A 17617-nucleotide genomic window follows, 5' to 3' on the forward strand; every position below is an offset into this window, starting at 1 on the left:
GTGGATGCTGTTCGTCGGTGAGGTGAAGAGAGGAGTTCGGGTGAAGTACCTGTTGATGATCTGCGGGGACGAGTCGGCCGAGGCGCACGCGATGGACGGTTGTGGCGGCTGGTCGGAGGAGATGGAGGCTCGCGGCGTGGTCGAGGGCGGCGCCGGGCTGCGGCCGCCGCGGGAGGCGACGACCGTGCGGGTGCGCGACGACGAGGTGCTGCTCACCGACGGGCCGTTCGCGGAGACCAAGGAGCAGATCGGCGGGTTCGTGCTGATCGACTGCGCCGACCTGGACGAGGCGATCGAGATCGCGGCCAAGCACCCGGCGGCGACGTACGGGACGATCGAGATCCGGCCGGTGGTGGCCGGTCCGCCCCGATGACTGGTGCCCGATGAGCGTCGCCGAGCAGCTGGACCGCGTGTTCCGGGAGGAGTGGGGCCAGGTGCTGGCCACGCTGATCCGGGTCACCGGCGACTGGGAGGTCGCCGAGGAGTGCGTGCAGGAGGCGTTCGCGGCGGCGCTGCGGCGCTGGCCCGAGGACGGCGTACCGGACAAGCCGGGGGCCTGGCTGACGACCACGGCCCGGCGGCGCGCGATCGACTGGATGCGGCGTGAGGCGGTCGGGTCCGCGAAGCTGCGAGAGGTGGCGGTGATGACCGATCCCGACGGTGTCGCGGGTCCGGACGGTGCGGCGTGGCCGCAGGAGCCGGCGAGCGTCGTTCAGGACGATCTGCTGCGGCTGATGTTCACCTGCTGCCACCCGGCGCTGGCGATGGAGACGCGCGTCGCCCTGACGCTGCGCACACTGGCCGGGCTGACCACCGCGGAGATCGCGCGGGCCTTCCTGGTGGGGGAGGACGCGATGTCCAAGCGGCTCACGCGGGGCAAGCAGAAGATCAAGCATGCGGGCATTCCGTACCGGGTGCCGCCGGACCACCTGCTGCCCGAGCGGACTCCCGCCGTACTGGCTGTGCTGTATCTGCTGTTCAACGAGGGGTACGCCGCAACTGCGGGCGCTGAGCTCGTGCGCAGCGGGCTGACCGAGGAGGCGATCCGGCTGGCGCGCCTGCTGGTGCGGCTGATGCCCGACGAGCCGGAGGCGGCCGGGCTGCTCGCGCTGATGCTGCTGCACAACGCCCGGCGGGACACGCGGCTGGCGCCTGACGGCGTACTGGTGACGCTGGAGGACCAGGACCGGAGTCGCTGGCGGCTGGACGAGATCACCGAGGCCACGGACCTGCTGGACGCGGCACTGCAGCGCCGGCGGCCGGGGCCGTACCAGGTGCAGGCGGCGATCGCTGCCTGCCATGCGACTGCGCCGACCGCGGCCGATACCGACTGGCCGCAGATCGCCGCCCTGTACGGCCAGCTGAAGCAGACACCGGTCGTGCAGCTCAACCGCATCGTTGCCATCGGCATGGCCGACGGTCCGGGGGTGGGGCTGAAGCTGCTGGACCAGCTGCACGGGCTCGACGGCTACTACCTCGTCCCGGCGACCCGTGCGGACTTCCTGCGCCGACTGGGCCGTGCGACCGAGGCCGCCGCCGCTTACCGGGCTGCGCTGGAGCTGGTGAAGACCGCACCCGAGCAGGCGTTCCTGCAGCGACGCCTGGAGCAGCTGTCCGTCTAGCCCGGTCCTGTTCGTCGGTGGGGTGACAACCGTCGACGAGGAGGAACCCGATGACCGACATCCAGAGTGCCATCGCCGCCGAACGCACCGAGCTGGCCGCCGTACTGCGTGGCCTGTCCGCCGACGACTGGGACCGGATGACCCTGTGCGAGGGCTGGCGGGTCCGGGAGCTGGTGGCGCACATCGTGATGCCGTACCGCTACTCGACCGCACGCATCGTCGCCGAGCTGCTCCGGAGCCGCGGCAAGTTCCACCGGATGGCCGACCAGCTGGCCCGCGCCGACGCGGCCGCGCTCACCGCCGAGCAGCTCGTCCAGACCATCGAGGACAACATCCACCATCTCTGGAAGCCCCCGGGCAGCGGGTACGACGCGGCCCTGTCCCACGACGTCATCCACGGCCTCGACATCACCGTTGCCCTCGGCATCGACCGGCAGGTCCCGCTGGACCGCCTCGCCATCGTCCTGGCCGGCGCCGGCCCGAAGCATCTCAAGTACTTCGGCGTCGACCTGACCGGCGTCCAGCTGAAAGCCACGGACCTCGACTGGACCATGGGCACCGGCCGCCCGGTCACCGGCACCGCCCAGGACCTGCTGATGGTGATCTGCGGCCGCACCCTCCCACCCGGCCGCCTGAACGGCCCGAACGCCGAACGCTTCACCACGGCCTGACGCCTGTCCAGGCCCGGGTCAACGGGTCGTGACGAGGCAGAACGGATGGCCTTCCGGGTCGGCCATGATGCGCCACGCTGCTTGGTCCTCGTCCAGGGTGTCCGTCAACGGGCGCCGGGTGCCGGCCAGCGTCGCGGAGTCCGCGTCGGTCCTCAGCACCCGCATCCCGAACACCTGGGACCAGAATTCGGCCAGCCGGTCCGGATCCGCGCAGTCGAACACCAGGTCGGAGAGTTCGCCGATCGCATCCATGCCGTCGACCCTAGGGCCGGTCGACCGGGAACAACCATCCGCCGATGCCGGTTGTGGCAAACGTGCATGGTGAGTACAAGGTCCCCGGCGGGAAGCTCGTGGTGGCCGATCTCGAGGTTCTGGACGACACGGTGTTGCGCGCGCAGATCAGTGGGGACTTCTTCCTGGAGCCCGAGGACGCGCTGGCGCGGATCAACGACGCCCTGGCCGGTACGCCGGTCAGCGCGCCAGCGGCTCAGGTCGCCGCGCGGGTCCGGGCCGCGCTGGGGGACGGCGTGGAGATGCTCGGGTTCTCGCCCGAGGCCGTGGCGGTCGCCGTACGGCGTGCGCTGACGGGGGCGACCGGCTGGCACGACCACGCGTGGGAGTTCGTGCACGACGTACCGCGGGAGCCGGCGCTGCAGATGGCGCTCGACGAGGTGCTGACCGAGCAGGTCGGGTCGGGTCAGCGGCCGCCGACGCTGCGGGTCTGGGAGTGGGCGTCGAACGCGGTGATCATCGGCAGCTTCCAGTCGCTGCGCAACGAGGTCGACCTGGCCGGCGCGGCCGAGCACGACGTCACCGTGGTCCGGCGGATCAGCGGCGGCGGCGCGATGTTCGTCGAACCGGGCAACACGATCACCTACTCGCTCTACGTCCCCGAGTCGCTGGTCTCCGGCCTGTCGTACGTCGAGTCGTACGCGTTCCTCGACGACTGGGTGGTCGGCGCGCTGAACGAGCTCGGCATCGCCGCGACGTACCAGCCGATCAACGACATCACCTCGCCGGCCGGCAAGATCGCCGGCGCCGCGCAGAAGCGGTTCGCCGGGGGAGCGGTGCTGCACCACGTGACGATGGCCTACGACATGGACGCCGCGAAGATGCTGCAGGTCCTACGGATCGGCCGCGAGAAGCTGTCGGACAAGGGCACCAAGAGCGCCGCCAAGCGCGTCGACCCGCTGCGCAGCCAGACCGGGCTCGACCGCGCCGACGTGATCGACCGGATGGTCGGCACGTTCCGCGCCCGCTACGGCCTGGCGCCCGGCGAGATCTCGCCGGAGACCGTCGCCGAGGCCGAGGAGCGGGTCGTGAAGAAGTTCGGCACCGAGGAGTGGCTCCGCCAGGTGCCCTAGCCGATCGCTACTGCGGCTCCGCTGACCCGCACCCGCGGGTCGCCGTCGCGCAGCTCGACCTCGATCCGGCTCGGGCGGCCGAGGTCGTCGCCCTGGTGAAGCTGCAGGGTGACCGGCGGCCGCACCAGCCCGAGCTCGCGCAGGTAGGCGCCGAACGCAGCCGCGGCGGCACCGGTCGCCGGATCCTCGACGACCCCGCCGACCGGGAACGGGTCGCGCACGTGAAACACGGTCTCCGACTCCCGCCAGACGAGCTGCAGTGTGGTCAGGTCGCGCTCGAGCATGTAGGCGCGCAGCCGGTCGAAGTCGTAGTCCAGGTCCCCCAGCCGCTGCCGCGTCGCCGCCGCGAGCACCAGGTGCCGCGCCCCGGCATAGGCGACGTACGGCGGAAGCTCCGGATCCAGCTCGTCGGCCCGCCAGGCGAGGATGCTGAGCACGTCGGTCACGTCGTCGACTGCTGCGACGTGCGGCTCGACGCTGGTCAGCGTGGCCCGCAGTCCGTCCGCGCCCGGCTCGACCACCACAGGCACCAGCCCGACGGGCGTCGAGAACGTCAGCTCACCGGCACCGACCCGCTCGGCCAGCGCCACCGCGGTCGCCACCGTCGCATGCCCGCAGAACGGCACCTCCGCCTGCGGCGAGAAGTAGCGGATCGGAATCACCCCGTCGGCTCCGCGCGGCCCACTGGTCAGGAACGCGGTCTCGGAGTACCCGACCTCCGCGGCGACCGCCTGCATCGCGGCATCGTCGAGCAAACGGGCGTCCAGCACGACCCCGGCGGGGTTGCCACCGCCAGGATCGGTCGAAAAGGCGGCGTAGCGCAGCACAGTCACGCACCCATCAAAACACCCACCGCCGTCAGCGGGGGTCCGGGGGCGAAGCCCCCGGGCGGGGTGTGGGGGTTGCACCCCCACATGGCACAAAGGGCGATCCAAACTCGCGCACTCCGCGAGTATGAATCACCCAGATCGACCGCGCCCCCGGCAGGATTCGAACCTGCGCACCCGCCTCCGGAGGGCGGTGCTCTATCCCCTGAGCTACGGGGGCTCAGGAACGAGCAGAACAGTAGCAGGTGATCACGCCAGGTCCCGAATCGGGCACCGGCGTGGTGGGTACCGGGGATGCCACAGGGCCCAGGGCCGGGGTCACCCTGATCGGTCCCTGGGACCTCCGCGCGGCGGGATCTCCGCGGTCGCGCCGGCCGTCATAGTGGGCGTAACCCCCACAGCGAAAGGAAGTCCGACCTCATGGCTACCACCTTGGTCCGTCCGTCCCGCGGTCGTTGGTTCGGCGGTGTGTGTGCCGGCCTCGCGCGCCGGTTCGGCACCACGCCGAACACGATGCGGCTGATTTTCGTCGTCAGCTGCATCCTCCCCGGCCCGCAGATTCTGATCTACGCGGTGCTGTGGTTCCTGATGCCGTCGGAGAAGTGATCGCGACCACCTGTCCGGACCGCCGGCCGGCCGTGAAACCCTGCTCCTCATGAGAGCGGGCCGCCGGGTGATCGTCGCCGTCGTACTGGCGATGCTCCCGGTGGTGGCCGGCTGCCAGGTCGGCCCGGCCCCGGCCGGCCCGGCCGAGACCCGCGAGGGTCCGCCGCCGTGGGACGCGCCGCGCGACGCGGTCTCCTACATCGACCAGGCCGGGATGGAACGCCTGCCGCTCGACTTCAGCGGCCCGATGCCCTACACGGTGAACCTCTCGGTCACCGTCGACGGTACGGCGGTGAAGATCCCGGCCGGGATCGGCGTCGACCGCGTCCGCGCCGAGCAGGCCGCGATCCACACCCACACCGACGACGGCCTGGTCTACGTCGAGGCGAAGACCCAGGCCGAGCGGCCGACCCTGCGGCAGTTCTTCCAGCTCTGGGGCGTCCGGTACGACGGCAAGTGCGTCGGCGACGCCTGCGGCTCGGTCAAGGTCGAGCTGAACGGCAAGCCGGTCGCCTGGGACACGAAGCTGGTCCGGCAGAGCACGATCGAGGTCGTCGCGACGCGGTGAGTCCGCCACGCGGAACGCTGCGTGGCAGGAAGGTGGCAGACTGCCACCGGTGACCCGCCCCCTGCGCTTGGCTGACTTCATGCGAACCAGTACGCCCCTGGCCGCCGCCGTCCTGGCCATCGGGCTCACCGCCTGTGGCGGCGAGAGTGAAACCAGCGCGGGCCCGGCCGCGAGCGAAGGTTCGCCGCCGCCGGTTGAGGACTCGACCCCCGCGCAGACCACTGCGGCTGCGCTCCCGACCGGCCCGCACGCCCAGGACGGCTTCAACTACCCGGCCTGCAAGGACGCCCGCTGCGAGATCTACGTGCGCACGGGCACGAAGGTCCCGTTGAAACCGAGCGTGGCCGGCTTCGGCACGCTCCTGGTGAGCAAGGCGACCGCCAGCGGCGTCGACTTCACCGGCAAGAACCCCGACACCACCGGCAGCGACGGCCAGCAGCCCGGCTATCGGGCCCGGATCGGCAAGCTCGACGTGGTCACCGTCACGGTCAATCAGCGGCACCCCGCCGGCAACGGTGTGGAGACGCTCGCCATCCTGCGCCTCAGCCCCGCCTGACCCCGCCGTCCGGGACACGCCTGCGGTGGCGCCGGGTCCCGGCCTGTGGATGGCGGAGGTGGAGGCGCCGCCGTGGGCCATTAGGCTGAGCGGGTGACTCCGGAACAGCTCGCTGAGAAGATCCTGCAGGCCCTGACCGCGCTCGTCGACGACGGCACCATCACTGTCGACGGCGGGTTGCCGGGCGAGCTGAAGGTCGAGCGCCCCAAGAACCCCGAGCACGGGGACTACGCCACCAACGTCGCGATGCAGCTGGGCAAGCGCTCCGGGATGAACCCGCGCGCCTTCGCCGAGTTGCTGGCCGAGCGGCTGGGCAGCGACGAGGCGATCAGCGCCGTCGAGATCGCCGGCCCGGGCTTCATCAACATCCGGGTCGCGGCCGATGCCCAGGGCAAGATCGCGCAGGCGATCGTCGACGCCGGCCCGGCGTACGGGAGCAGCGACAGCCTCAAGGGGCAGGCGATCAACCTCGAGTTCATCTCGGCCAACCCGACCGGCCCGCTGCACCTGGGCCACACCCGCTGGGCCGCCGTCGGCGACGCGCTGGCGCGGGTGCTGACCAAGGCCGGCGCGGTGGTCACCCGCGAGTTCTACGTCAACGACCGCGGCGCGCAGATGGACAAGTTCGGCGCTTCGCTGAAGGCCGCCGCGCACGGTCAGCCGATCCCCGAGGACGGCTACCACGGCGCCTACATCATCGAGCTGGCCGAGCGGATCGTCCGGGAGGTCCCGGGCATCACCGAGCTGCCGGACGACGAGCAGACCGTCGCCTTCCGCGAGGCCGGGTACGAGCGCCAGCTCAAGGAGCAGCAGGACCAGCTCGACCACTTCCGGACCAAGTTCGACGTCTGGTACTCCGAGCGCAGCCTGCACGAGCAGGACGGCGTCGGCCACGCGATCGAGAAGCTGCGCGCCCAGGGTCACCTGTACGACGACGACGGCGCGCTGTGGATGCGGACCACCGACTTCACCGACGACAAGGACCGGGTGCTGATCCGGTCCAACGGCGAGCCGACCTACTTCGCCTCCGACGCGGCGTACTACGTGAACAAGCGCGAACGCGGCTTCGAGGTGGCGATCTACCTGCTCGGCGCCGACCACCACGGCTACGTGAACCGGCTGAAGGCGATCGCGGCCTGCGCCGGCGACGACCCCGAGCACAACATCGAGATCCTGATCGGCCAGCTGGTGAAGATCCTCAAGGGCGGCGAGGAGATGAAGCTGTCCAAGCGGGCCGGCACCATCGTCACGCTGGCCGAGCTGGTCGAGGAGGGCGGCGTCGACCCGCTGCGGTACACGCTGTGCCGCTACCCGGTCGACTCGCCGCTGACGCTGGACATCGAGGAGATGACCCGCCAGGTCAGCGAGAACCCGGTGTACTACGTGCAGTACGCGCACGCCCGGCTGGCCTCGATCCTGCGCAACGCCGACGACCTGGGCATCAAGCTGGACGAGTTCGACCCGGGTCTGCTCAGCCACGAGCGCGAGGGTGACCTGCTGCGCGCGCTGGCCGAGTTCCCGCGGATCGTCGCCACGGCGGCCGAGCTGCGCGAGCCGCACCGGATCGCCCGCTACCTGGAGGACACCGCGTCGGCGTTCCACAAGTTCTACGACAGCTGCCGGGTGCTCCCGCGCGGCGACGAGGAGGTGGAGCCGGTGCACACGGCTCGCCTGACCCTGGTCGGTGCGACCAGGACCGTTCTCGCCAACGGGCTGGACCTGCTCGGCGTCTCCGCTCCGGAGCGGATGTGAGGGCGCACGAGGCGGGCACGCTGCACGCCGACATCGGGCACAAGGCGCCGCCGTGGCTGCGGGCACCGCGCGACGTCAACGACCTGGTCCCGGCGTTGTGGTCGCACACCGCGAAGAAGAACGGTGACGGCGCGCTCGAGGTCGGCGGCGTCGACCTGCGCGAGCTGGTCGCCGAGCACGGCAGTCCGGCGTACGTGCTGGACGAGGACGACTTCCGCAGCCGCGCGCGGGCGTTCAAGACCGCGTTCAAGGACATCGACGTGTACTACGCCGGCAAGGCGTTCCTGTGTACGACGGTGGTCCGCTGGGTGATGGAGGAGGGGCTCAACCTCGACATCTGCAGCGGCGGCGAGCTGGCGGTCGCGCTGCGCGCCGGCGCCGACCCGAAGCGGCTCGGCTTCCACGGCAACAACAAGTCCGAGCAGGAGCTGGCCCGGGCGCTGGACGCCGGCGTCGGGCGGATCATCGTCGACTCGCTGTACGAGATCGACCGGCTGATCGCGCTGGCCGCCGAGCGCGGCGTGGTCGCGCCGGTGATGGTCCGGGTCACCGCGGGCGTCGAGGCGCACACCCACGAGTACATCGCGACCGCGCACGAGGACCAGAAGTTCGGCTTCTCGATCACCTCCGGCGCCGCCTTCGAAGCGGTTGCCAAGGTCAACGAATCCGCCGAGCTGGAGCTGCTCGGGCTGCACTCGCACATCGGCTCGCAGATCTTCGACACCTCCGGGTTCGAGCTGGCCGCGAAGCGCCTGATCGCCTTGCACGCAAGGGTTTCCGACGAGCTCGGTGTCGACATGCCCGAGCTCGACCTGGGCGGCGGTTTCGGCATCGCCTACACCACGCAGGACGACCCGGCCGACCCCGCGCAGCTGGCCACCGAGATGACCAAGATCATCGAGCACGAGTGCCGCGCGTACGACGTCGAGGTGCCGCGGGTGTCGATCGAGCCGGGCCGGGCGATCGTCGGACCGGCGGTCTGCACGGTGTACTCGGTCGGCACCGTCAAGGAGGTCGCGCTGGACGCCGGCGCGGCCCGGACATACGTCTCGGTCGACGGCGGGATGAGCGACAACATCCGCACCGCCCTGTACGACGCGGACTACTCCTGCACGCTGGCCAACCGCTACTCCGGCGCCACGCCGACGCTGGCCCGCGTGGTCGGCAAGCACTGTGAGTCCGGTGACATCGTGGTCAAGGACGAGTTCCTGCCCTCCGACGTCGTCCCGGGCGACCTGGTCGCCGTACCGGGCACCGGTGCGTACTGCCGCTCGATGGCGAGCAACTACAACCACGTGCCGCGGCCACCGGTGATCGCGGTCAAAGACGGACAGACCCGCGTCGTCGTCCGGCGGGAGACCGAGGACGACATGCTGCTGCTGGACATGGGGGCCGAATGACGCTGAACGGAACCGACAAGAAGCCCCTCAAGGTCGCACTGCTGGGCTGTGGCGTGGTCGGCACCGAGGTGGTCCGGATCCTCACCACGCGGGCCGACGACCTGGCCGCCCGGGTCGGCGCGCCGCTGGAGATCGCCGGCATCGCCGTACGCCGGGCCGGTCGCGAGCGGGACATCGCCGTCGACCCCGCGCTGATCACCACCGACGCGCAGGCGCTGGTCAGCCGCGGCGACCTGGACCTGGTGATCGAGGTGATCGGTGGTCTGGAGCCGGCCCGCGGGCTGATCCTGACCGCGCTCGAGCACGGCGCCTCCGTCGTCACGGCGAACAAGGCGCTGCTGGCCGAGGACGGCCCGACGCTGTTCGCCGCCGCGGAGAAGTACGAGCGCGACCTGTACTTCGAGGCCGCCGTGGCCGGGGCGATCCCGATCCTGCGGCCGCTGCGCGAGTCGCTGGCCGGTGACGACGTGACCCGGGTGATGGGCATCGTCAACGGCACGACGAACTACATCCTGGACAAGATGGACTCCACCGGCGCCGGGTTCGACGAGGCGCTGGCCGAGGCCCAGGCTTTGGGGTACGCCGAGGCCGACCCGACCGCCGACATCGAAGGCTTCGACGCGGCGGCGAAGGCCGCGCTGCTGGCCAGCCTGGCTTTCCACACCCGGGTCTCGATCGCCGACGTGCACCGCGAGGGCATCACCGACGTGTCCGCGACCGACATCGCCTCGGCCCGCGCGATGGGTTGTGTGGTCAAGTCGCTGGCGATCTGCGAGCTGGACGAGGCGACCGACTCGGTCAGTGCCCGGGTCTACCCGGCGATGATCCCGCAGAACCATCCGCTGGCCTCGGTCCGGGACGCCTACAACGCCGTTTTCGTGGAATCCAAAGCGGCCGGCCAGCTGATGTTCTATGGTCGTGGTGCCGGCGGCGCCCCGACGGCCAGTGCCGTCCTCGGGGATCTGGTGTCCGCCGCGCGCAACCGGCTCAAGGGAGTGCCGGGGGTCGGCGAGTCGTCGTACACCCAGCGAGCCGTGCGGCCGATGGGCGACGCGATGACCCGCTACCACGTGTCGCTGGACGTGGCCGACAAGGCCGGTGTGCTGGCGGCGGTGGCCCACGCGTTCTCCGAGCACGACGTGTCGATCCAGACCGTGCGCCAGGAGGGCCGGGGCGGTGACGCGCAGCTCGTCGTGGTCACCCACACCGCCACCGACGCCGCGCTGTCGGCCACCGTGGATTCCCTGCGCGACATGGACATCGTTCGTGAAGTCAGCAGTGTGATGCGGGTCGAAGGAGATTGAGCTATGGCTCACCAGTGGCGAGGCGTGATCGAGGAATACCGCGACCGGCTTCCGGTCTCGACGGACACTCCGGTGGTCACGCTCGGCGAGGGCGGTACGCCGCTGGTGGCCGCGCAATGGCTGTCCGAGCAGACCAACTGCGAGGTCTGGCTCAAGGTCGAGGGCAACAACCCGACCGGTTCGTTCAAGGACCGCGGGATGACCGTGGCGATCTCACTGGCCGCGCAGGCCGGTGACAAGGCGGTCGTCTGCGCCTCGACCGGCAACACGTCCGCCTCGGCCGCGGCGTACGCGGTGCGGGCCGGGATGCTGCCGCTGGTGCTGATCCCGGCCGGGCGGATCGCGCAGGGCAAGCTGGCCCAGGCGATCGTGCACGGCGCGCAGCTGGTGCAGATCGACGGTGGGTTCGACGACTGCCTGCGGATCGTGCGCGAGTTGGGCAAGCACTACCCGGTCGCGCTGGTCAACTCGGTGAACCCGGTCCGCCTGGAGGGGCAGAAGACGGCGGCGTTCGAGGTGTGCGACGCACTTGGTGACGCGCCTGACCTGCACCTGCTGCCGGTGGGCAACGCGGGCAACATCGCGGCGTACTGGAAGGGATACGGCGAGTACGCGCGGGACAAGGTGTCGTCGCGGACCCCGCGGATGTGGGGCTTCCAGGCCGAGGGCGCGGCGCCGATCGTGAACGGCGCGATCGTCGAGCAGCCGGACACCCTGGCGACCGCGATCCGCGTCGGCAACCCGGCGTCCTGGACGCTGGCCGAGGCCGCGCGCGACGAGTCCGGCGGACTGATCGAGGCCGTCAGCGACGAGCAGATCCTCGCCGCCCAGCGCGAATTGGCCGCCCGGGAAGGCGTTTTCGTCGAGCCGGCGTCGGCCGCCGGAGTCGCTGGACTGCTGGCACTGAAGGCCGCCGGGCGCGTGGACGGTGGCCAGACGATCGTCATCACGGTGACCGGTCACGGCCTCAAGGACATCGACACCGCGCTGTCGGGCGCGGCTCCCGCCGAAACGCAGGTCACTCCCGCCGACACCGACGCGGTCGCCCGAGTCGCCGGGCTGGCCTGAGTTGGGTCCCGTACGGGTCCGGGTGCCGGCCACCAGCGCCAATCTGGGGCCCGGATTCGACGCCTTCGGCCTGGCCCTCGGCCTGTACGACGAACTGACGGTTGTCCCTGGCGGCTCCGGGATTTCGGTCGAGGTGACCGGAGCCGGAGCCGGCGAAGTCGCGCTCGACGAGTCGCATCTGGTGGTGCGGGCGATCCGGGCCGGGCTCGAGTCGCTCGGGGCCACGGTGCCGGGCTTCGTGCTGCGCTGTGACAACCGGGTGCCGCACGGGCGCGGACTGGGATCGTCGTCCGCGGCGATCGTCGGCGGGATCGCGGCGGCGTACGGGCTGGCGGGGGTGGAGCTCGACCGGGAGCGGGTGGTCGAGCTGGCCAACGAGCTCGAAGGGCATCCGGACAACGTCGCGGCGGCGGCGCTGGGCGGGTTCACCACGGCGTGGGTCGACGGTGGCATCGGCCGGGCGGTGCGGGCCGAACCGGTGGCCGGGTTGCGGGCGACGGCGTACGTACCGCAGGTGCGGGTGCTGACGAAACAAGCGCGCGGGTTGCTGCCGGACGTCGTACCGCATGCGGATGCGGCGGCGAACGCGGGACGAGCCGCGTTGCTGGTGACGGCGATCACGTCTCGGCCCGAGTTGCTGATGACGGCGACCGAGGACCGGCTGCATCAGGAGTACCGGGAGCCGGTGATGCCCGAGACGTTGGCGCTGGTGCACAAGCTGCGGGGCAGTGGTCTGGCCGCCGTCGTGAGTGGTGCGGGGCCGACCGTTCTGGTGCTGGAGGCCCTTTCGGGCAAGGAGATCGCGGGAACTCCCACCGCGCCGGACGGATGGACGCGGTACGACCTGGCCGTCGATCCAGCCGGCGTACAGGTCTGGTCCGGACATGATCGAGGCGTTAGTTCGCCCAGGGCGGAATGAACAGGACCCAACACGCGTTGCACCTCCCGAGGCAGCAGAAGGACCCTGTGTGGTGCTAGTCTCGACTCACCCGATCCCCTCCAGGTGATCGGTGAACTCTCGCCGCTTCCGGGCTGTGTTCCCGGCACCCAGGTGTCCGTGGCGATCCCCAGTGAATGACTTGCGCCGCCTGCGCCGGAGAATTCCGGGGGACCGGATCCAGCGAGAACCTCTTGTACCCGCGTCGCCGTCCGCCGGCCGTGGGTGATGATTCCGGGCGATGAGCCTGTCAGGACATCGTTCATCCGTGTGGGAAGGACCTCACGTGACAGAAACTGTTGAAGCCTCCAACGGTGCTTCGGCGCCCGAAGCGAGCGCGAGCACGCGGCGCCGCAAGACCGGAGGCGGCCTCGAAGGCATGCTGCTCCCCGAGCTCAAGCAGCTCGCCGGGACGCTCGGCATCAAGGGCACCGGCGCGCTGCGCAAGGGCCAGCTGATCGAGGCGATCAAGGCCGCCCAGGGCGGCAGCTCGACCGGTGGCGCGAGCCGCGCGCGGTCGACGCAGCCGACGCTGGACGAGGCCGCGGAGCAGCCGGCGGTGACGCGCGCCAAGCGCGCGCCGGCCGAGACTCCGGTGCGCGAGGGCGGCAGTCGCCGGGCCCGCGCCGCCGCGGCCGAGACGGCCGCCGAGAACGGGGCGGCCTCGACGCCGGCCCCGGCCGTGACTTCCGGGGGGACCCCGAACGCAGACAGCGCGCCGCAGGCTGCCGCGCCGCAGGTCGCCGTCGAGAGCGCGCCGCAGGTCGCTGACCGCGGTGCCGCCGAGCCGCAGGCCGCCGACCGCGCGGCCACCCAGAACGGCGCCGCGACGGCGTCGGCCGGGACCGCTGAGCGCACCGACGAGCGCGAGGGCCGGTCCGAGGAGCGCAACCGCGACGGTGGTCGCGAGCGCAGCCGCAACCGGGACAACCAGAGCCGCGACGGCCGCGACGCCCAGCAGGGGCGCGAGGGTCAGCAGAGCCGTGAGGGTCGCGACGGCCAGCAGGGCCGCGAGGGCCGCGACGGGCAGCAGGCCCGCGATGGCGGGCGCGAGGGCCGCGAGGGCCAGAACCGCGACGGCCAGAACCGCGACGGCCAGCAGGCCCGCGACGGTGGCCGCGACCAGAACCAGCGCAACCGCGCCGACGGCCGCGACGGTCGTGCCGACGGCCGCGAGGGCCGCGACGGTCGCGACAACCGCACCGATGGTCGCGACAACCGCACCGACGGCCGGGGCGACAACCGCACCGACAGCCGGATCGACGACCAGGACGGGGACGGCCGGCGTCGTCGCCGCCGGGGCCGTGACCGGGACCGCAACCGCGACGGCCGCGACGGCGGGCGTGACGCCGGCCGCAGCCGGGGCCGCGGCGAGCGGTTCGACCCGGAGCCGACGATCAGCGAGGACGACGTCCTGGTCCCCGCGGCCGGCATCCTCGACGTGCTCGACAACTACGCGTTCGTCCGGACCAGCGGTTACCTGCCGGGCCCGAACGACGTGTACGTCGCGCTGTCGATGGTCAAGCGCTACGGCCTGCGCAAGGGCGACGCGATCACCGGTGCGGTGAAGCAGCCGTCCGACGGTGAGCGCAAGGAGAAGTTCAACCCGCTGGTCCGGATCGACACCGTGAACGGGTCGGACCCGGAGATCGCCAAGCAGCGGCAGGACTTCAACAAGCTGACCCCGCTGTACGCGACCGAGCGGCTGCGGCTCGAGACCGAGTCGAACATCCTGACCACCCGGATCGTCGACATCGTCAGCCCGATCGGCAAGGGTCAGCGTGGTCTGATCGTGTCGCCGCCGAAGGCCGGCAAGACGATGGTGCTGCAGGCGCTGGCGAACGCGATCACCACGAACAACCCCGAAGTGCACCTGATGGTCGTGCTGGTCGACGAGCGGCCCGAAGAGGTCACCGACATGCAGCGCACGGTCAAGGGTGAGGTGATCGCCTCGACCTTCGACCGTCCGGCCGACGACCACACCACGGTCGCCGAGCTGGCGATCGAGCGGGCCAAGCGTCTGGTCGAGCTGGGCCACGACGTGGTCGTGCTGCTGGACTCGATCACCCGCCTGGGCCGGGCGTACAACATCGCGGCACCGGCCAGCGGCCGGATCCTGTCCGGTGGTGTCGACTCCTCGGCGCTGTACCCGCCGAAGCGGTTCTTCGGCGCGGCCCGCAACATCGAGGACGGCGGTTCGCTGACGATCCTGGCCACGGCCCTGATCGAGACCGGTTCCAAGATGGACGAGGTCATCTTCGAGGAGTTCAAGGGCACCGGCAACATGGAGCTGCGGCTGCGCCGCGAGTTCGCCGACCGCCGGATCTTCCCGGCGATCGACGTCGTCGCCTCCGGCACCCGCCGCGAGGAGCTTCTGATGAGCAAGGACGAGACTCAGGTCGTCTGGAAGCTCCGCCGGGTGCTGTCCGCCCTCGACGGCCAGGCCGCCCTGGAACTGCTGATCGGCAAGCTCAAGGAGAGCAAGTCGAACATCGAGTTCCTGCTCCAGGTCAACAAGACCACCCCGTCGGCCGGCGGCCGCAGCACCGACGACGGCAACTAGCAAGAACACCAGCCGGCCCGGGACGTGCGCCAGCACTTCCCGGGCCGTTTGCCGTACCCAACAGCCCCGGTTTGTCCCGGCAAACCCCCAGATGGCAGACTTGTCCGTTGGTTCCGGTTCACGTCAGCACCGTGCGGGCGACCCGGGACGCCTGAGACCTAGGAGATCCATGAAGAGCGACATCCACCCGACCTACGTCGACACCACGGTGACCTGCACCTGTGGGGCGACGTTCCAGACGCGCTCCACGGCGGAGAACGGCTCGATCCACGCCGACGTCTGCTCGCAGTGCCACCCGTTCTACACCGGCAAGCAGAAGATCCTCGACACCGGTGGCCGGGTCGCCCGCTTCGAGAAGCGGTACGCCAAGAAGTAGCTGTCTCACCGCGCGCCGGTTCGCGACCCTCGGGGTCCGCGGACCGGCGCGCGGTTTGTGTTCCCACCCAAAAGTTCTGGAAGGAGTGACCGGTGTTCGAAGCGGTACAGACGCTCAAGGCGGAGTACGCCGAGCTGGAACGGCAGATGTCGGACCCCGACCTGCACTCCGACCAGGCCAACGCCCGCCGGGTGGGCAAGCGGTACGCCGCGCTCGCGCCGGTGGTCCGCGCCTACGACGAGTGGTTGCAGACCGCTGACGACATCGAGGCGGCCAAGGAGCTCGCGGCCGAGGACCCGGCGTTCGCCGACGAGGCGGTCAAGCTGACCGCGCGGCACGACGAGCTGACCGAGAAGCTGCGGATGCTGCTGGTGCCGCGCGACCCGAGCGACGACAAGGACGCGATCCTCGAGATCAAGGCGGGCGAGGGCGGCGACGAGTCGGCGCTGTTCGCCGGCGACCTGCTGAAGATGTACCTCAAGTTCGCCGAGTCGCAGAACTGGAAGACCGAGGTGCTCGACTCGGCCGAGTCCGATCTCGGCGGCTACAAGTCGATCACCGTCGCGGTGAAGGCCAAGGGCACGCCCGAGCCGGGCGAGGCGCCGTACGCGAAGCTGAAGTTCGAGGGTGGCGTGCACCGGGTCCAGCGGGTGCCGGTGACCGAGTCGCAGGGCCGGATCCACACCAGCGCCGCCGGGGTGCTGGTGCTGCCGGAGGCCGAGGACGTCGACGTCGAGATCGACCAGAACGACCTGCGGATCGACGTGTTCCGCTCGTCGGGCCCGGGTGGTCAGAGCGTCAACACGACCGACTCGGCGGTCCGGATCACCCACCTGCCGACCGGCATCGTGGTCTCGATGCAGAACGAGAAGTCCCAGCTGCAGAACCGCGAGCAGGCGATGCGCGTGCTGCGGTCCCGGCTGCTCGCCGCGGCCCAGGAGGCGGCCGACCAGGAGGCCTCGGACGCGCGCCGGCTGCAGATCCGCACGGTCGACCGGTCGGAGCGGATCCGCACCTACAACTTCCCGGAGAACCGCTTCTCCGACCACCGGGTCGGCTACAAGGCGCACAACCTGGACCAGGTGCTCGGCGGCGATCTCGCGCCGGTGATCCAGGCGCTGACCGACGCCGACATGTCCGCCCGGCTGGAAGCCGTCGAGTCTCACCAGTGAACGCTCGCCAGCTGATCGCCGCCGCCACCGAGCGCCTCACCGACGCCGGCGTCGCCTCACCCGAGTACGACGCCGCCGAGCTGCTCGCCTTCGTGGCCGGCGTCTCCCGGCTCCAGCTCGGCCTGGCCGACATCTCGCCCGCGCAGCGCCAGCAGTACGACGTACTGGTCGAACGCCGCGCGCAGCGGGAACCCCTCCAGCACCTCACCGGTACGGCAGCCTTCCGCTATCGGGAGTTGGCAGTGGGCCCAGGTGTGTTCGTCCCGCGGCCGGAGACCGAGGTGCTCGTCGGCTGGATGCTCGACCGGCTCAAGGACGTCGAGGCGCCGCTGGTGGTCGACCTGTGCAGCGGGTCCGGGGCCATCGCCGGGGCGGTCGCCACCGAGCGGCCGGACAGCGTCGTGCACGCGGTCGAGCTGTCCCCGGATGCCTGCGTCTGGGCCCGCCGCAATCTCGCCGGCACGGGCGCGACGCTGCACGAGGGCGACATCGACGGCTGCCTGCCCGAGCTCGACGGCCAGGTCGACGCGGTGATCGCCAACCCGCCGTACATCCCGCTGACCGCGTGGGAGTCCGTCACCGCCGAGGTCCGCGACCACGACCCGGCGCTCGCGCTGTGGTCGGGCGACGACGGCCTGGACGAGATCAAGGTGGTCGCCGCGACCGCCGCCCGGCTGCTCAAGCCCGGCGGGTGGTTCGGCTGCGAGCACGCCGACGTGCAGGGCGAGTCCGCGCCGGCCGTCTTCGCGGCGACCGGCCAGTTCACCGAGGTCCGCGACCAGCTCGACCTGGCCGGCCGCCACCGCTTCGCGACCGGCCGCCGGGTCTAGG

General features: G+C 71.1%; 18 protein-coding genes and 1 tRNA gene. 16 read left to right on the forward strand and 3 right to left on the reverse strand.

The features are described 5' to 3' along the window. The first annotated feature begins 40 nt into the window (after positions 1 to 40). The 3 genes from BWI15_RS19735 to BWI15_RS19745 are packed head-to-tail and all read left to right on the forward strand — an operon-like array spanning position 41 to position 2293. Positions 41 to 373 (forward strand): YciI family protein, encoded by a 333-nt coding sequence (locus BWI15_RS19735; protein WP_077016110.1) that lies wholly within the window; start codon positions 41 to 43, stop codon positions 371 to 373. Between the two features lie 10 nt (positions 374 to 383). Beyond that, positions 384 to 1622 (forward strand): RNA polymerase sigma factor, encoded by a 1239-nt coding sequence (locus BWI15_RS19740; protein WP_077015833.1) that lies wholly within the window; start codon positions 384 to 386, stop codon positions 1620 to 1622. Positions 1623 to 1672: 50 nt separating this feature from the next. Next, positions 1673 to 2293, forward strand: a complete 621-nt coding sequence (locus BWI15_RS19745; RefSeq protein WP_077015834.1) for a maleylpyruvate isomerase family mycothiol-dependent enzyme — start codon at positions 1673 to 1675, stop codon at positions 2291 to 2293. A gap of 18 nt (positions 2294 to 2311) precedes the next feature. Here BWI15_RS19745 and BWI15_RS19750 read toward each other — a convergent pair whose 3' ends face one another. Then, complete coding sequence (locus BWI15_RS19750) at positions 2312 to 2545, reverse strand: VOC family protein (protein WP_077015835.1); 234 nt, start codon at positions 2543 to 2545, stop codon at positions 2312 to 2314. 44 nt (positions 2546 to 2589) lie between these two features. Between BWI15_RS19750 and BWI15_RS19755 the strand changes: the two genes are divergently transcribed. Continuing rightward, positions 2590 to 3657 (forward strand): lipoate--protein ligase family protein, encoded by a 1068-nt coding sequence (locus tag BWI15_RS19755; protein WP_237771360.1) that lies wholly within the window; start codon positions 2590 to 2592, stop codon positions 3655 to 3657. Here BWI15_RS19755 and BWI15_RS19760 read toward each other — a convergent pair. Continuing rightward, a complete protein-coding gene (locus tag BWI15_RS19760) occupies positions 3654 to 4490 on the reverse strand; it encodes a PhzF family phenazine biosynthesis protein (RefSeq protein ID WP_077015836.1) in 837 nt (278 codons plus the stop codon). The two genes, BWI15_RS19755 and BWI15_RS19760, sit on opposite strands and share 4 nt — an antisense overlap. Positions 4491 to 4632: 142 nt before the next feature. Beyond that, positions 4633 to 4704 (reverse strand) — tRNA-Arg (locus tag BWI15_RS19765). A gap of 200 nt (positions 4705 to 4904) precedes the next feature. On the opposite strand from BWI15_RS19765, the gene BWI15_RS19770 reads away from it, so the two are divergent. The 12 genes from BWI15_RS19770 (at position 4905) to prmC (ending at position 17616) form a co-directional block, all read left to right on the forward strand. After that, positions 4905 to 5090: a PspC domain-containing protein gene (locus tag BWI15_RS19770; protein ID WP_077015837.1), complete on the forward strand. Its 186-nt coding sequence runs from the start codon at positions 4905 to 4907 to the stop codon at positions 5088 to 5090. Between the two features lie 49 nt (positions 5091 to 5139). Next, positions 5140 to 5658 carry a hypothetical protein gene (locus BWI15_RS19775; protein WP_077015838.1) on the forward strand — a complete coding sequence of 173 codons (519 nt, stop codon included), beginning with the start codon at positions 5140 to 5142 and terminating at the stop codon, positions 5656 to 5658. Between the two features lie 49 nt (positions 5659 to 5707). Continuing rightward, positions 5708 to 6214 carry a hypothetical protein gene (locus tag BWI15_RS19780; RefSeq protein ID WP_077015839.1) on the forward strand — a complete coding sequence of 169 codons (507 nt, stop codon included), beginning with the start codon at positions 5708 to 5710 and terminating at the stop codon, positions 6212 to 6214. Between the two features lie 93 nt (positions 6215 to 6307). Beyond that, a complete protein-coding gene (argS, locus tag BWI15_RS19785; protein WP_077015840.1) occupies positions 6308 to 7966 on the forward strand; it encodes an arginine--tRNA ligase in 1659 nt (552 codons plus the stop codon). Then, entirely contained in the window at positions 7963 to 9366 is a 1404-nt protein-coding gene (gene lysA / locus BWI15_RS19790; RefSeq protein ID WP_077015841.1) for a diaminopimelate decarboxylase, read from the forward strand. Before argS ends, lysA begins: the two co-directional genes overlap by 4 nt. After that, positions 9363 to 10670: a homoserine dehydrogenase gene (locus BWI15_RS19795; RefSeq protein WP_077015842.1), complete on the forward strand. Its 1308-nt coding sequence runs from the start codon at positions 9363 to 9365 to the stop codon at positions 10668 to 10670. The genes lysA and BWI15_RS19795 overlap by 4 nt, the downstream gene beginning before the upstream one ends. Positions 10671 to 10673: 3 nt before the next feature. Continuing rightward, positions 10674 to 11738 (forward strand): threonine synthase, encoded by a 1065-nt coding sequence (gene thrC / locus BWI15_RS19800; protein ID WP_077015843.1) that lies wholly within the window; start codon positions 10674 to 10676, stop codon positions 11736 to 11738. A 22-nt stretch (positions 11739 to 11760) separates the two neighbouring features. Beyond that, positions 11761 to 12657, forward strand: coding sequence for a homoserine kinase (thrB, locus tag BWI15_RS19805; protein WP_237771361.1), 897 nt, complete (start codon positions 11761 to 11763; stop codon positions 12655 to 12657). A 304-nt stretch (positions 12658 to 12961) separates the two neighbouring features. Next, positions 12962 to 15238, forward strand: coding sequence for a transcription termination factor Rho (gene rho / locus BWI15_RS19810; protein ID WP_077015845.1), 2277 nt, complete (start codon positions 12962 to 12964; stop codon positions 15236 to 15238). 169 nt (positions 15239 to 15407) lie between these two features. Further along, entirely contained in the window at positions 15408 to 15614 is a 207-nt protein-coding gene (gene rpmE / locus BWI15_RS19815) for a 50S ribosomal protein L31 (protein WP_077015846.1), read from the forward strand. Positions 15615 to 15706: 92 nt separating this feature from the next. Then, a complete protein-coding gene (gene prfA, locus BWI15_RS19820) occupies positions 15707 to 16786 on the forward strand; it encodes a peptide chain release factor 1 (RefSeq protein ID WP_077015847.1) in 1080 nt (359 codons plus the stop codon). After that, positions 16783 to 17616 carry a peptide chain release factor N(5)-glutamine methyltransferase gene (gene prmC, locus BWI15_RS19825; protein ID WP_143465708.1) on the forward strand — a complete coding sequence of 278 codons (834 nt, stop codon included), beginning with the start codon at positions 16783 to 16785 and terminating at the stop codon, positions 17614 to 17616. The genes prfA and prmC overlap by 4 nt, the downstream gene beginning before the upstream one ends. Position 17617: the final 1 nt, after the last annotated feature.

It is taken from the genome of Kribbella sp. ALI-6-A (assembly GCF_001984195.1).
Lineage (GTDB): Bacteria > Actinomycetota > Actinomycetes > Propionibacteriales > Kribbellaceae > Kribbella.

Excerpts from the sequence above, each read along its gene's own strand:
- BWI15_RS19740 (WP_077015833.1), top strand. The coding sequence starts at position 384 with ATGAGCGTCGCCGAGCAGCTGGACCGCGTGTTCCGGGAGGAGTGGGGC.
- BWI15_RS19745 (WP_077015834.1), top strand. The coding sequence starts at position 1,673 with ATGACCGACATCCAGAGTGCCATCGCCGCCGAACGCACCGAGCTGGCC.
- BWI15_RS19750 (WP_077015835.1), bottom strand. The coding sequence starts at position 2,545 with ATGGATGCGATCGGCGAACTCTCCGACCTGGTGTTCGACTGCGCGGAT.
- BWI15_RS19755 (WP_237771360.1), top strand. The coding sequence starts at position 2,590 with ATGCCGGTTGTGGCAAACGTGCATGGTGAGTACAAGGTCCCCGGCGGG.
- BWI15_RS19770 (WP_077015837.1), top strand. The coding sequence starts at position 4,905 with ATGGCTACCACCTTGGTCCGTCCGTCCCGCGGTCGTTGGTTCGGCGGT.
- BWI15_RS19775 (WP_077015838.1), top strand. The coding sequence starts at position 5,140 with ATGAGAGCGGGCCGCCGGGTGATCGTCGCCGTCGTACTGGCGATGCTC.
- BWI15_RS19795 (WP_077015842.1), top strand. The coding sequence starts at position 9,363 with ATGACGCTGAACGGAACCGACAAGAAGCCCCTCAAGGTCGCACTGCTG.
- thrC (WP_077015843.1), top strand. The coding sequence starts at position 10,674 with ATGGCTCACCAGTGGCGAGGCGTGATCGAGGAATACCGCGACCGGCTT.
- rpmE (WP_077015846.1), top strand. The coding sequence starts at position 15,408 with ATGAAGAGCGACATCCACCCGACCTACGTCGACACCACGGTGACCTGC.